Source organism: Moorena sp. SIO3I8 (assembly GCF_010692325.1).
In the GTDB taxonomy this organism is placed as follows: Bacteria; Cyanobacteriota; Cyanobacteriia; order Cyanobacteriales; family Coleofasciculaceae; genus Moorena.
This window is the reverse complement of record NZ_JAAHHW010000016.1, coordinates 142,600-155,508: the sequence shown is the minus strand read 5'-3', so window position 1 is coordinate 155,508 and position 12,909 is coordinate 142,600. Positions and strand designations below refer to the sequence as shown.

Annotated in this window: 15 protein-coding genes and 1 pseudogene; 5 read left to right on the top strand and 11 right to left on the bottom strand. The window is 44.5% G+C overall.

Annotation, left to right across the window (positions count from 1 at the left end; translation table 11 throughout):
- Positions 1-437: 437 nt before the first annotated feature.
- From F6K51_RS09225 to F6K51_RS09215, 3 genes and pseudogenes are all read right to left on the bottom strand, one after another.
- Positions 438-638: a hypothetical protein gene (locus F6K51_RS09225; protein WP_293019763.1), complete on the bottom strand. Its 201-nt coding sequence runs from the start codon at positions 636-638 to the stop codon at positions 438-440.
- A gap of 90 nt (positions 639-728) precedes the next feature.
- Positions 729-893, bottom strand: coding sequence for a hypothetical protein (locus tag F6K51_RS09220; RefSeq protein WP_293019762.1), 165 nt, complete (start codon positions 891-893; stop codon positions 729-731).
- Between the two features lie 109 nt (positions 894-1,002).
- A pseudogene (locus F6K51_RS09215) lies at positions 1,003-1,122 on the bottom strand (IS630 family transposase); the annotation flags it as partial.
- Between the two features lie 1,163 nt (positions 1,123-2,285).
- Between F6K51_RS09215 and F6K51_RS09210 the strand changes: the two are divergent.
- Positions 2,286-2,708, top strand: a complete 423-nt coding sequence (locus tag F6K51_RS09210; protein ID WP_293019761.1) for a hypothetical protein — start codon at positions 2,286-2,288, stop codon at positions 2,706-2,708.
- 325 nt (positions 2,709-3,033) lie between these two features.
- Here F6K51_RS09210 and miaB read toward each other — a convergent pair whose 3' ends face one another.
- The 3 genes from miaB to F6K51_RS09195 form a co-directional block, all read right to left on the bottom strand.
- Positions 3,034-4,380 carry a tRNA (N6-isopentenyl adenosine(37)-C2)-methylthiotransferase MiaB gene (gene miaB / locus F6K51_RS09205; protein WP_293019760.1) on the bottom strand — a complete coding sequence of 449 codons (1,347 nt, stop codon included), beginning with the start codon at positions 4,378-4,380 and terminating at the stop codon, positions 3,034-3,036.
- A 44-nt stretch (positions 4,381-4,424) separates the two neighbouring features.
- Positions 4,425-4,571, bottom strand: a complete 147-nt coding sequence (locus tag F6K51_RS09200; protein WP_293019759.1) for a hypothetical protein — start codon at positions 4,569-4,571, stop codon at positions 4,425-4,427.
- A 564-nt stretch (positions 4,572-5,135) separates the two neighbouring features.
- Complete coding sequence (locus F6K51_RS09195) at positions 5,136-6,563, bottom strand: carotenoid oxygenase family protein (protein WP_293019758.1); 1,428 nt, start codon at positions 6,561-6,563, stop codon at positions 5,136-5,138.
- A 452-nt stretch (positions 6,564-7,015) separates the two neighbouring features.
- On the opposite strand from F6K51_RS09195, the gene F6K51_RS09190 reads away from it, so the two are divergent.
- Positions 7,016-7,144 (top strand): hypothetical protein, encoded by a 129-nt coding sequence (locus F6K51_RS09190; protein ID WP_293019757.1) that lies wholly within the window; start codon positions 7,016-7,018, stop codon positions 7,142-7,144.
- A 3-nt stretch (positions 7,145-7,147) separates the two neighbouring features.
- Here F6K51_RS09190 and gloA read toward each other — a convergent pair whose 3' ends face one another.
- The 3 genes from gloA to F6K51_RS09175 form a co-directional block, all read right to left on the bottom strand.
- Positions 7,148-7,576, bottom strand: coding sequence for a lactoylglutathione lyase (gloA, locus tag F6K51_RS09185; protein ID WP_293019755.1), 429 nt, complete (start codon positions 7,574-7,576; stop codon positions 7,148-7,150).
- A gap of 786 nt (positions 7,577-8,362) precedes the next feature.
- Positions 8,363-8,518, bottom strand: coding sequence for a hypothetical protein (locus F6K51_RS09180; protein WP_293019753.1), 156 nt, complete (start codon positions 8,516-8,518; stop codon positions 8,363-8,365).
- A 146-nt stretch (positions 8,519-8,664) separates the two neighbouring features.
- Entirely contained in the window at positions 8,665-9,117 is a 453-nt protein-coding gene (locus F6K51_RS09175; protein ID WP_075897267.1) for a SufE family protein, read from the bottom strand.
- A gap of 196 nt (positions 9,118-9,313) precedes the next feature.
- Here F6K51_RS09175 and F6K51_RS09170 point away from each other — a divergent pair, with 196 nt between their 5' ends.
- On the top strand, positions 9,314-9,454 hold the full coding sequence (locus F6K51_RS09170) for a hypothetical protein (protein WP_158069451.1): 141 nt from the start codon (positions 9,314-9,316) through the stop codon (positions 9,452-9,454).
- Positions 9,451-10,905, top strand: coding sequence for a 16S rRNA (cytosine(967)-C(5))-methyltransferase RsmB (gene rsmB / locus F6K51_RS09165; protein ID WP_293019750.1), 1,455 nt, complete (start codon positions 9,451-9,453; stop codon positions 10,903-10,905). The genes F6K51_RS09170 and rsmB overlap by 4 nt, the downstream gene beginning before the upstream one ends.
- Before the next feature lie 160 nt (positions 10,906-11,065).
- On the opposite strand, the gene F6K51_RS09160 is transcribed toward rsmB, so the two are convergent.
- Positions 11,066-11,944 (bottom strand): Rpn family recombination-promoting nuclease/putative transposase, encoded by an 879-nt coding sequence (locus F6K51_RS09160; protein ID WP_075897259.1) that lies wholly within the window; start codon positions 11,942-11,944, stop codon positions 11,066-11,068.
- Positions 11,945-12,013: 69 nt separating this feature from the next.
- On the opposite strand from F6K51_RS09160, the gene F6K51_RS09155 reads away from it, so the two are divergent.
- Complete coding sequence (locus tag F6K51_RS09155; RefSeq protein WP_293019748.1) at positions 12,014-12,202, top strand: hypothetical protein; 189 nt, start codon at positions 12,014-12,016, stop codon at positions 12,200-12,202.
- Here the strand turns inward: F6K51_RS09155 and F6K51_RS09150 are convergent.
- Positions 12,168-12,719: a Uma2 family endonuclease gene (locus F6K51_RS09150; protein ID WP_293019747.1), complete on the bottom strand. Its 552-nt coding sequence runs from the start codon at positions 12,717-12,719 to the stop codon at positions 12,168-12,170. The genes F6K51_RS09155 and F6K51_RS09150 overlap by 35 nt on opposite strands.
- Positions 12,720-12,909 lie beyond the last annotated feature (190 nt).

Here is a 12,909-nt window from a genome sequence, read left to right as displayed (position 1 = left end):
GCAGTCTTGGGAAACCCCTATTCGTCTAATAATGGCTCTCACCACTCCTCTCCCAATCCTTGCCTAAATCCTAGTCTCTATCACCGTTTCGACTACTTTTGCCTAATGGATAGCTTAAAAAAGGGGGACTTTGAGTATGGCTCCCCCCTTTTTTAAGGGGGGCTGGGGGGGATCATAATCTTGCGGAAAACTTTGAAAACACCCCCTAGGTAATAGGCAAGACTAGGCAATAGGCAATAGGCATGCTAGCAATAGGCAATAAGTCTAAAAAGAAAAAAAAATAGCCGTAGACATTATGTCTACGGCTTTTTCAATGCCACAATAAGTGGATTGAAATTGTCATGTCAGTCAGATCCCAAACCAAACCTGATCTGATCTTATTTTATAAGACCAGGAGGCTTTGCTAGGGGGGAAAACCCCCCCAGAAATTTAAAGTGTTATGGCAACAGCCAATACTTCATCATTGTAGTCTTCACTTCCCCTGGCACCTCCGTCGGCTCCATAGGGCTCCACTCGCAAATCTCTGCATACCCAAAAACATAAAGGGTGTGCATGCTATAGATTACTGCTTTACGAGAGCCTTTGAGAGTGTGCTCAACAGGGTATTTTTTGAGGTTTGGGTTAAATTCTGGTGACATGTTTCAAATATTGAACTCGACGTTATAAATATAATCATAATTATTATATTTTATTTTGTCAAGGGTTTTAAAAATTTTTTTTTGGAAGTTTTATGGAGAAGTTGCAATGGATTTGAACGTTATAATTAGAGGGATTAAATAGGGAATCGGGAATCGGGAATCGGGAATCGGGAATCGGGAATCGGGAATCGGGAATCGGGAACAGATAAAATGAAGATAGCGTTTATTGAATTTATGTACGCTTATCAAGCTCAAAGTCCCCCTTTTTAAGGGGGACCAACGGGGGCTCAGTTTGTACCTCATGGGAAATATAATTGCTATAGTATTTGATTAGTTAAGTAATGAAATTTATGGTTATAAGCACCTAAACAAAATTAATTACATATTCTTCCCCAAAATTGTCAAGCACTTTTTTGAGATATTCAAGAAAGCTTTTCCAGTTTTCGTAAGCATCAATTTCAATCCACTCATACTTAATAAATTTCGCTGCCATCAACAGATACACTGGAGCACTCCGAAAGGAGAGGATATCTAGGAGCTGGGTGAGGTGAAAGTCTCACGCCCAGTTCTGAAGGAGAGGTGCCCTGGGTAATACCAGGCATCGACTCTAACTTTATCTTAAAAATTCCTGGAAAATCAATTATTATGACTTCTGATATCATGTCGGGATAATTACCCTTAATTGTAGTGCGTACGCTAACCAAAAACAAGTTTTTACATGGCGGAGGAGTTGCATTGAACTGTCGCGACAAGCTAAAATGAATGGCAACACTGTACACCCTTCAATGCACGAGTAAGCTATAATTTATTCATAGCAATAGGTTCAGTCGTTTTCCAAGTCAGTCTGTACCCAGTAATACTATTGTTATACAACCCTCAAAGCTAGAATTGGCAGTACTTTCGGACTTCTTTAGTACATGTGTACTGGGGAACTTCAGTCAATAGTTGTTGATAGTTTATAGTTTTTGGTCTGCTCAAGGCACCTAGTAATTTATAGGTGCCTTTTTGTTAACAGTGCGGCTCCCGGCCACACCCCACACCCAGTAATATCAAGTCTGGTTGAATACCGATAATTATAGCAGTCGCCAGGGCAGGCGCGGACATGACAAAAGTCTCAAACCTAAGTAAGCGCAAGAGTTTGACTTCTGACTTCTGACTTCTGACTTCTGCTATATTAAGGAGAGGGTGGGAGGTGTGGGGAGATAGGGAGATAGGGAGATAGGGAGATAGGGAGATAGGGAGATAGGGAGATAGGGAGATAGGGAGATAGGGAGATGGGGAGATAGGGAGATTTTTATTAAGGGTAATTATCCTGACATGATATAAGGCGCGGAATGCTGCTTGTCACCCCTGAAAGAGGCTACTTGATGTGCGTTCAATAAAAGAGTTAGACATTAGTTTAATTTGAGTTACGGAAACCTGACAGCTGAATGCTGACAGCTGAATGCTGAATGCTAACAGGATAATTCTAATGTGTCTTAACCTTTGAGTGTAAGATAACGTTTAAACAATTGACAAAAGCGTGCCCATAGCCCATAAGCTGATAGCTGATTGCATATCAAGTAGCACCTCAAGTAGCGCATATGCTTACCAACTAGCTTATAACTTGATATAAGTAGATAATTACAAACAAGAAGGCAACAAGCTATGGAACAGAAAGCAACTGCGTCTACTAAACTAGTCACCGGTAACTTTGTGGTGATCCAGGGAGATATCAATCGCAGAATTGGCGATGGTGGTGCTAGCCTCTGGAACAAGACCTTCAACACAGGGGGACGCTACAAGGGCGGGGCTGCGATCCTGATGTTGATGGTTAAAGGATTGACAGCAACCGACAGTGATGCAGAGGTCAAAATCAATGGTAAAAGTGTAGGGAAGATCTACTCCTACGAGGGAGCTAATCCGAAGCATTGGTTTACCCAAATCATTAACATTGGTGCTGGAATTCTCAAGGACGGCGATAATGAGCTGGAGGTTGAAGCCGTAGATTTGCCCAACCCCTCTGCTGGCGACCTCTATAACGATTTTTACATACGGGATGTGGTTTGCTTCTTCCAGCGGGAAGATTAGGAAACATCTTTGATAGCAACGGAAGTATAGTTTAGGACATAGTTTTTGGTTTAAAGGGAATAGGGAATCGGGAATCGGGAATCGGGAATCGGGAATCGGGAATCGGGAATCGGGAATCGGAAACAGCGGATCTGGGAGCAGAAATTATGTTTTAACCTTTACTTCGACTGCTATAGTTTCAGTTTCTATTTTTAAGGGGGTAGGTAAACTACCTGATCAGGGTAGTTTACCTACCCCCGCCCGACTCCCAACTCCCGACTCCCGACTACCGACTACCGACTCCCGACTCCCGACTCCCGACTCCCTATTCCCGACTCCCTATTCCCTATTCCTCTACTCGCTCACCAGTCAAGCTAAAGGCACGAGCTTCGGTAATTTTAACTAGAACTAGCTCCCCTTTCAGGTGATTAATATCCCCAGTGAAGAACGTCAGACGATTTCCTTTGGTTCTGCCCATCACTTGAGTCTTGTCTTTGGGATTTTGGTCTTCTACCAACACTTCCTCAATCCGTCCCAGATAACGTTGCGATCGCTCAGCTGCTTTTACCGCAACCAGGTGGTTGAGACGTTGAAGGCGATCGCATTTGACCTGCTCAGGGAGTTGATTTTCCCACAATGCGGCTGGTGTGCCAGGACGAGGAGAATAGGCAGCGGTATTGAGCTGGTCAAAGCCAATATCATCTACTAGTTTTAGGGTATTCTCAAATTGTGCTTCCGTTTCCCCAGGAAAGCCCACAATCGCATCGGCACTAATGGACGCATCGGGCATATAGTCCCGAATGGTATTAATAATACGGCGATATTTCTGGTGGGTATAGCCCCGTGCCATAGCTTTGAGAATATCGTTATCCCCAGATTGGAAGGGAATGTGGAAATGTTCGCACACTTCCGGCAACTCGTGACAAGCGCGGATTAGCCGTTCTGTAAAGTAGCGTGGGTGACTAGTAGCAAAACGGAGCCGCTCAATCCCTGGGACATTGGAAACATAATACAGTAAATCTGTCAAGGTGTGCTGATGCCGCCCCGATTCAGTCACTCCTGGTAAGTCACGTCCGTAAGCATCAATATTTTGTCCCAACAGGGTGACTTCCTTATACCCTTGCCGTCCTAACTCCTCCATTTCTGCCCGAATTGCTTCTGGGGTACGGGATTGCTCTAAACCTCGGACATTGGGGACTACACAGTAGGTGCAGCGTTCGTTACACCCATAAATTATATTTACCCAGGCGCTAATGCTGCTGTCCCGTCTTGGTTTAGTGATGTCTTCAACAATATGAATTGGTTCTGTAGCAACTAGCTGGTTGCCATCAAATACCTGGTCTAGCAAATCCCCCAAACGATTGGCGTGTTGCGGTCCCATGACTAAATCAACTTCTGGAACTCGCCGCAGCAGTGCTTCTCCCTCCTGTTGTGCCACACAACCCGCTACTACCAGGGTCAGGTCTGGTTGTTGGTGTTTGCGCTTTGCCTGTCTTCCTAGGTAGGAATAAACCTTTTGCTCAGCATTATCTCGAATCGTGCAGGTGTTGTAGAGAATTAAGTCAGCCTCGTTGGGATTTTCTGACCACTGGAAGCCCATATCCTCCAGGATGCCAGCCATCCGCTCGGAGTCGGCTTTGTTCATCTGGCAGCCAAAGGTGGTGATATGGTAGCGGCGGGGAAATGAGGTCATCTTACGTTAAACAGCTAAGGATTGGATCAGGGGATCTCCTCTAATTATAAATTTTCAAACCTACTCCTTTTTCTGATCCCTATGGCAAAGGTGAATTTATCTATAGAATTTCTCAAAGGCAGCAGGGAGTAGGGCGTAGGGAGCAGGGAGCTTCGGAGTAGGGCGTAGGGAACAAATCCTGTGTATTTCATTACTCTGATAAACGCTATATTAACCAGATTTTTTTATGCTTACTTTACCTGGTTTAACTATTTAATAGTATCCGTAAATACACGTATTTTAACTTTTAAACTATTTAAAATATACCTAAATTTATCGTTTTAATTTTTATAAAAATAAGTTAATAAATTATTTTTTTTAGCAAAAAAACGGTGATTTTATCTTATAAACAATCCTTTTCTATTTATTGACTTTTTTTGCTGATTTTGCTGGGAAAGTTTTGAAGTAATGAGTATAAACTTTGAGCAAGGTCACCACAATGGGTTTTAAAAGCTATATCTTGTTATCTACTCTACTAGTTACTGTTGGTATTAATTTTTACCTAGGTAAGTCTAGTTTTCGAAAGGGATACCAGTCTGATTCTGTTGAACAGCAATTACTAGCTTTAGAGGAGGAAAGTTGTCCTCCAGGAACCGGACGACGAGATACTTCTGATTGTTTAAATTGAAATCCTTTATCCTTAAAAAAATGGCTATATACTGCATTAATTAATAGCTACAGTTCAGGTTAATTTATCAGGTAAATTAAAAATATTACTACCTGGATTTCCACTGACCATGAAAGCTGAAGGGGATAACCTTTGGTAATCCCAGACGACATATAGGTTCTTGATTTAGGGTGTTTCTACTAAATACCATCACTTCACTGGTATCAGAATTTCCGTCATACACAACTGTTAATATCCAACCCTGGTCATGATTCAGGCTATCCGGTGCATAGACTGGTTCCGAGGGATAGCGATTTTCCCCTAAATCAGCCACAATCAAGGTGCCAGTTTTGTGCTCAAAACATCCAATTGCACCATGCAATTCTTTACTAATATCGACGACTTCGCGATGTAGTGATAGATAAGTATGAGATGAGAATTGTCCTACTCGCTGTTGCGGCACCACAGGAAATTCACAGCTTCTATCGAACAACTGTTGTAACTGCACTACCTGACCAGTGTCAGGATTGAGTCGGGCTTGCCAAAGGGTTCCTTTCGCTTTGGTTTTAGTTTGACCAGTGGGAACTTCTTTCAAATACTGATTGGTCTGAAAGTCACCATAACGGACAAAATCAATCACGATCAAGCCATCTTTCTCCACATAGCCATTGCTGAAGTGCCACTGATACCAGGGTTCAGCTTCACCGCGACTGACTACACTAAGGCTGTCACGGTCTACAATAATAATTTGGGTTGACTTATTTGGGTGCCACTCCATAGCATCACCATAGCTGCACCAACCTAGAGCTACTTTCAGGAAATTCACTCGCACTGGGGGTACAAAAAATACTAGATACTGCCCTGCGAGGACAAAATCATGGATGAAGGGGAAACCCTCTAGCTGTACTGACCCTTGTTGGATAATTTTGCCAGTGGAGTTGCTCTTGTAAATGTTGAGTCTGCTATTAAGTTCAGGGGTCAGTCCAAAGTTGAAAATCTCTCCAGTTTTGGGATCAATCTTGGGATGGGCAGAAAAGCTTGCTCCTTTGCCTAGGCCAGATAAGTCATCAGTGCCTCTGGTTTCTAAGGTCTGCAGGTCTAAGGCATGGGGATGACCACCTTCCCAGAGGGCTAACAATTTATCAGGTAATGGTAGCACTGAGGTATTGGCAGCATTTTTAACTGGCTTACTCCAGCGTTTCCAGATTGGTCCTGGTGTTGTCATGCCATAGTTGGGGTACAGTAATTTGTCAGCAGCTGCTTCTGCTTGATAGCCAGAGGTTTGGACGTAGCGATAAACTCCTGTGGCACCAGCAGGGGTAAAATGTACTGCTAAAATTGCCCCATCACCATCAAACCAATGTCCAACCGTTACACCACCTCGCTCTAACCGTCCAGGACCATTTCTATACAGAGAACCTCGCAACCCTTCTGGAATTTTGCCAGAGATGACCGGGAGGGCAGTAGGCGGAAATTCAGTTGCGGGTTTTGCGATCGCATTCGCCCAGCCTTTTGTAGTAGATGCTTGAGTGATCATTTTTCAAAGGGAATAGGGAACAGGGGTAAGAGTGTGGGGAGATGGGGAGATAGGGAGATGGGGAGATAGGGAGATCTCACAGGGGTAGGTTTTTTACATTTGGGTCGGGAGTCGGGAATCGGGAGTCGGGAATCGGGAGTCGGGAATCGGAACCCACCCCTAACCCCTCCCAGGAGGGGAAGAGCGGGAAATGGGGAGAATTATCCCGGAAACTAGTGTGTCTTTTGATACATATTTTTAGGAATTTCTACGTAGCGATGCAGCGCGGTCTTGGGGGTTTCCCCCGGAGACAAAACCTTAGATAGTGGAGCCTTTATAGTTAGCAGGTTATGCAGAAAAGGGTTAAATATTTTTTAATAAGGCTCCACTATCTTACGGTAAATTCAAACCACTCGCTATTGCATCAAGACAATCAAAGTACCTACTCGCCCCTTTGTAAAAAACCTACCCTTATGAGGATAGGGAGATGGGGAGATGGGAAACATTTTTATAGGGTTTCCCATACTTACCAGCTAGATTCAATTTTCTTATCCCGACTCCCGATTCCCGATTCCCGATTCCCGACTCCCGACTCCCGATAGTTATTACCCAGCTACTGCTGTTGCTTCTGGTTTCTGGGCAGACTCCTGATCTTTGCGCTGGATCAGTTCAATCTTGTATCCACTCGGGTCTTCCACAAAAGCAATCACTGTTGAACCGTGCTTCATCGGTCCTGGCTCTCGCACTACCTTACCACCAAGGGATTTAATTTGGTTGCAGGTTTGGTAGATATCGTCTACACCAAGGGCAATATGACCGAAAGCATCCCCGATGTTGTACTGATCAACCCCCCAGTTATAAGTTAGTTCAATAACTGTGTTGTCAGATTCATCCCCGTAGCCTACAAATGCTAAGGTAAATTTTCCCCCTGGAAAGTCCTTCTGACGGAGCAGCTTCATGCCTAGGACATCGCAGTAAAACTTGATCGATTCCTCAAGATTGCCGACTCGCAGCATTGTGTGTAGCATTCGCATTAGCTTAGTGTCTCCTGTTGAATCAGCTAATTCCGTTCTATTGTATAGCAGTTGTTAGAGGGAGCAGGGAGTAGGGAGTAGGGAGTAGGGAGTAGGGAATCGGGGAGTCGGGAATCGGAACCCACCCCTAACCCCTCCCAGGAGGGGAACGGGAGTCGGGAATCGGGAATCGGGAATCGGGAAGAAATCCTGTTTACCTGATGAGTATCAGAATTGCTATAGCATTTTGCTTTGATATCTCAAATATAATATTCCCGTTCCCCTCCTGGGAGGGGTTAGGGGTGGGTTCCGATTCCCGTTCCCCTCCTGGGAGGGGTTAGGGGTGGGTTCCGATTCCCGACTCCCGACCCAAATGTAAAAAACCTACCCCTGTGAGGATCCCGACGGGGGGTTGGGGGAATTTATCCAAAAGCCACGCAGTATTGACAATGCTCTTATTTGAGATAATTCCCAAACAAGAGGTTTCCCTATCAGCCAGTGGCTAATGGCAAGTACCCGAAACTACCCACAGCGATACGCGATCGCGTAGCGTGGCCGTAGGCCAATCGCTGCTCTAGAATCGTTCGTTGTAGGAGGGATGTGATGCCTCTAGGGGTGTGGGTGCAATGGTTAAGAGGAAAGACTATAGTAGTACAAATGTTCTCCTTGATTGTACTGAAACTCCAGTGGATAAGTCAAGGGCAAATTGCCCATGCTAGGCTGGAATTCAAGTAGCTTTGTCATAGAAAAACACCTGAAACCCTGTTTATACAAGGGTTTCAGGCTTAATTTAATCAGGAGCCAAATCTAGGGAATCGGGAATCGGGAATCGGGAATCGGGAATCGGGAATCGGGAATCGGGAATCGGGAATCGGGAATCGGGAATCGGGAATCGGGAACAGGGAATAGGGAACAGAGCTGGTTGAGTGACTTTAGATCATGGCGTAGGTTGGGTTGAGGCAACGAAACCCAACAAAGCGTGAGGTGTTCGTTGGGTTAGCGATCGCGTAATCCAACCTACGGGAGAATCAGCATTTCAAGGGTCTTGTCAGTTAATCCCCGGTCCGGGGTGGGTGACCGGGTGTGGGGAAAATAGAAGGGAAAATCCCTCAATTCAATTCTCTGGAAGACATTCCCAACTGATATCCCAGGGCCTTCTTCTTCATGGTCTGGAAAATGTTGTAAAATCCATTAGCGCGAGAAGGGGTTAAACTAGCGTTCAATCCTATGTCTTGAATAAAGTCAGGAGATAGGTTGACAATCTCTGTCGGCGTCAGTCCATTCAAGCCTTCAATCAACAACGCTACTAATCCTTTAACCAATTGGGCATCTGAGTCTCCCTGATACAAGACTTTGCCATCATCCAAGTTAGCAGTGATATAAACCTGGGACACGCAGCCAGGAACCTTGTTTTCTGGCACTTTATCAGTTTCTGGCATTGTCTGAAGCTTCTTGGCGTACCACAGCAACTGCTGATACCGTTGCTTGGGGTCTTTGCGGCGCTGAAAGCGTTCTACAATCCGAGCAAGAGCTTCTGGTAAAGGGCTTGAGGTGGCTGACATACCCAATGTTTAAAAAGGATTAACCATTTTATTTATAGCAGTTCTCAATACCGAATTGATAACTAGACTTCTTGCAGAAGTCGGGAACAGGGAATAGGGAACAGCGGATCTGGGAACAGGGAGGAGCTGATCAGGGTAGGTTTTTAACAAAGACGTGAGTATCAACTTTGGGGTGTGGGGTGTGGGGTGATTGGACTTGTCTTCCTTTTCCTCCCTACTCCCTACTCCCTACTCCCTACTCCCTAAAACCCAGGACTTTGTTCCGAACCGAATTAATAACTGTTATAACTGCATATTAGCTGATCAGTTGACATCCAGAGGAGTACAGAGTTTGTGAGCCAATATAAATCGTCAACGGTCAAGGGTCAACCGTCAACCTTTGATAAACAAAATCCTCGCCAGTTAGCATTCCTAGCTCTCCGGGATATTCATCGGCGGGGTGCTTTTGCTGATATTGCCCTGAATCGAGTGCTACACACTGCTCAGTTAACTGGTGCTGATCGGGGCTTAGTGACAGAATTAGTTTATGGTAGTGTCCGACGACAGCGCACTTTGGATGCTCTACTTGACCAGTTGGGCAAAAAGAAAGCGAATCAACAACCTCCAGATTTGCGCACTATACTTCACCTTGGACTATATCAGCTGCGCTATCAAGGCCGAATTCCTGCTTCAGCAGCGGTCAATACCACCGTTGAGCTAGCTAAGAACAATGGCTTCAAAGGACTGGCAGGGGTGGTTAATGGTTTATTACGAAACTATGCCCGTTTAGCTGCCAATTCCCCTGACCCTTTGCAGTTGCCAGAAGGGGATATCGAGGGTTTGGGCATTTTACACAGTTTTCCCGATTGGATGATCCAGCTGTGGTTACAACAGCTGGGAGCAGAGGAAACAGAACAGCTGTGTCAATGGTTTAACCAATCTCCTACTATTGACTTACGGGTAAATCCCCTCAAGGTGTCCATGGAGGAGGTGGAGGCAGGGATGCAATCTGCTGAACTGGCTATTCAGCGGGTACCGACCTTGGTCTCCCACCAGGACGAGGGGAATGGTGAGATTATCCCTATTTTCAGCAATGCAGCTCAGGTACCCCAAGCACTGCGGATTGTGGGTGGTGTTGGTGCGATTCAAGAGCTACCAGGATTTAAGGAAGGTTGGTGGACTGTTCAAGATTGTAGTGCCCAGCTGGTCAGTTATCTGCTGGACCCTCAACCTGGTGATGTGGTGATTGATGCCTGTGCGGCACCGGGGGGCAAGACAACTCATATTGCGGAATTAATGGCTGATCAGGGCAAGATTTGGGCATGCGATCGCTCAGCTTCCCGCCTCAAAAAAGTCCAACAGAATGCCGAACGGTTACAATTACAATCGATTCACATTACTACTGGTGATAGTCGGGATTGCCCTGAATTTACTAACCTCGCTAATGCTGTGTTATTAGATGCTCCCTGTTCCGGTAATGGTACCCTTCACCGACGTCCTGATATTCGTTGGCGCATGACTCCAGAAAAAGTCCAGGAACTTACTGTTTTGCAAAAACAATTGTTAGAGCATAGCGCAACTTGGGTCAAGCCCGGAGGTGTTTTAGTTTATGCTACCTGTACCTTAAATCCTCAAGAAAATGAGGGGGTAATACAATGGTTTCTGGAAGGTCATTCTCAGTGGCAAATTGAACCCCCTACTCTTTCGTTTCTTAAGGGGTTTTCAAGACCGGAAGGTTGGCTCAAAGTTGTGCCCTATCGAGACCAGATGGATGGTTTTTTTATGGTGCGGTTGAAACGAATGGATTAGTTAAGGGATATAGGAAGGGGAATCGGGAATCGGGAATCGGGAATCGGGAATCGGGGAGAGTAGTAGGGTGGGCAAAAATAGTTTTTTTTGATTATTAATGATTATACTATTTTGCCCACCCTACGTTAATTGGTATTTTTTTGAACTTTTTATTACTCTCTTAGGACAACTGATTAATTTCATCGATAGTCAACCCCGTATATTGAGCAATATCACTCAGGGGTAACCCAGCGGCCTTCATCTGTTTAGCAATCTGGTATTTTCCTTCAAGTCTACCTTGTTCTCGTCCTTCTAGCCTTATTTCTTCTCGTCCTTCTTCTCGTCCTTCCCTTTTCGCAAAATTCAATGCACCTCGCCAGTCCCACAAGGCCATTTCCTGTTTCCAAATCTTTTCCAATTCTGACTCACTAAACCCCGCTTGATTCGCTATAGTTAAAGCTTTTTCTAGCTGTGGGATTTCTTTGAGCTGGTCAGGAATGATTTCTAAGTTGGGTGCTTCTTTGATAAAAAAGATCCACTTATCGATCACACTTTCCAAGTCTTCCAGTTGCTTAGTAAATTTAGGGAGTTCCACAAACACCAGCTTTAATTCATTTTCCTGATAAGGCAAGTGGTCTTCTTCTTCTTGAAAGTAAAAACAGCTAATGACTTTTTCGGTTGAGGGGAATAACTTAAAATCCGTGATGGTTAAAGCAATGACCGGATTGATATCGAAATATATCTTTCCCGATTTAAGTTGATTTCCATAGGTTTGGCACAAGTTATAAACCACTCGCTTCTCGAAATCCTTTACATTCCAGATTTGCACTTCAATCAGGACAGTCGTTTCATCCTCTAATACTGCCTTAACATCCAGATAAGTATCTTTGAAATTTACCAAATACTCGTCACTATAGGAATCAATAATTTCTAAATCCTGGATGACGGAATTACCAGAGTATATCATGGCATTGAGGAAGGAAATCAGAATATCCTTACTCTGATCTGAGCCAAAGATTTTCTTGAAAGCAAAGTCAGTTTTCGGGCTGATGAATCTCATGGTTTTACAGCTTTATATAGGGAGCAGGGAACAGGGAGCAGGGAATAGGGAATAGGGGAGAGTAGTAGGGTGGGCAAAAACAGTTTGGTTTTGTTGAGTATTAATGATTATATTACTTTGCCCACCCTACTTTATAATCTCACTCTTGCCTATTGCCTATTGCCTATTGCCTATTGCCTATTGCCTCTTCCCTATTCCCTATTCCCTGTTCCCTTGTATATACTCAATCAAATTCCGGTGCCCACACTTCAACAATAGGTAATTCCCAACCAGGAAGCAATTCTGGTACTTGCAGCACATCCCCATCCCCCAGCACAACTTTATCCTGATTGAGGCGATAAACTTCCATCGTGCGAGTTCTCGGATCTACTAACACCCCAACTGTAGTTCCCAATTCCAGAAATTGCTGTATCTTCTGGCGCAATTTTGGTAGGCTATCGCTTTTAGATTTTACCTCAAATGTCAAATCAGGGACTAATTCGGCGTAATCTTCCGTAGTGCGAGGTAGACGTTCAGCTAAGATAAAAGACGCATCCGGGGCACGAACATCCCCATCTTTATTCGGTAAGCGAAAACCACCACTAGAACCAGAAACTCTTCCTAATTTGCGGGGTCTTACCCAGTTACGAAGTTGAGCAGCGATTTCTATGGCTACTTCATCGGATTCTAACCCTGAAGGACTCATAAAAATAATTTCTCCCCCTATTAATTCTATCTGATAATCAGGATGCTGTGCTTGCAGCGTTTCTAAATCTTTGACCGTTAAACTAGGCATTATTAAAATCCTCCATCTACAGTTTTAGTTTAGGGAGTAGGGAGTAGGGAGTCGGGAGTCGGGAGCAGGGAGCAGGGAGCAGGGAGCAGGGATTATCGCTTTTTGAATTAGGCAAAAAATCTAATATATTTTTTGATAGCTACACTAAATACCCTCCCCATACTAACCACATTACTCTCTTATTTATGCC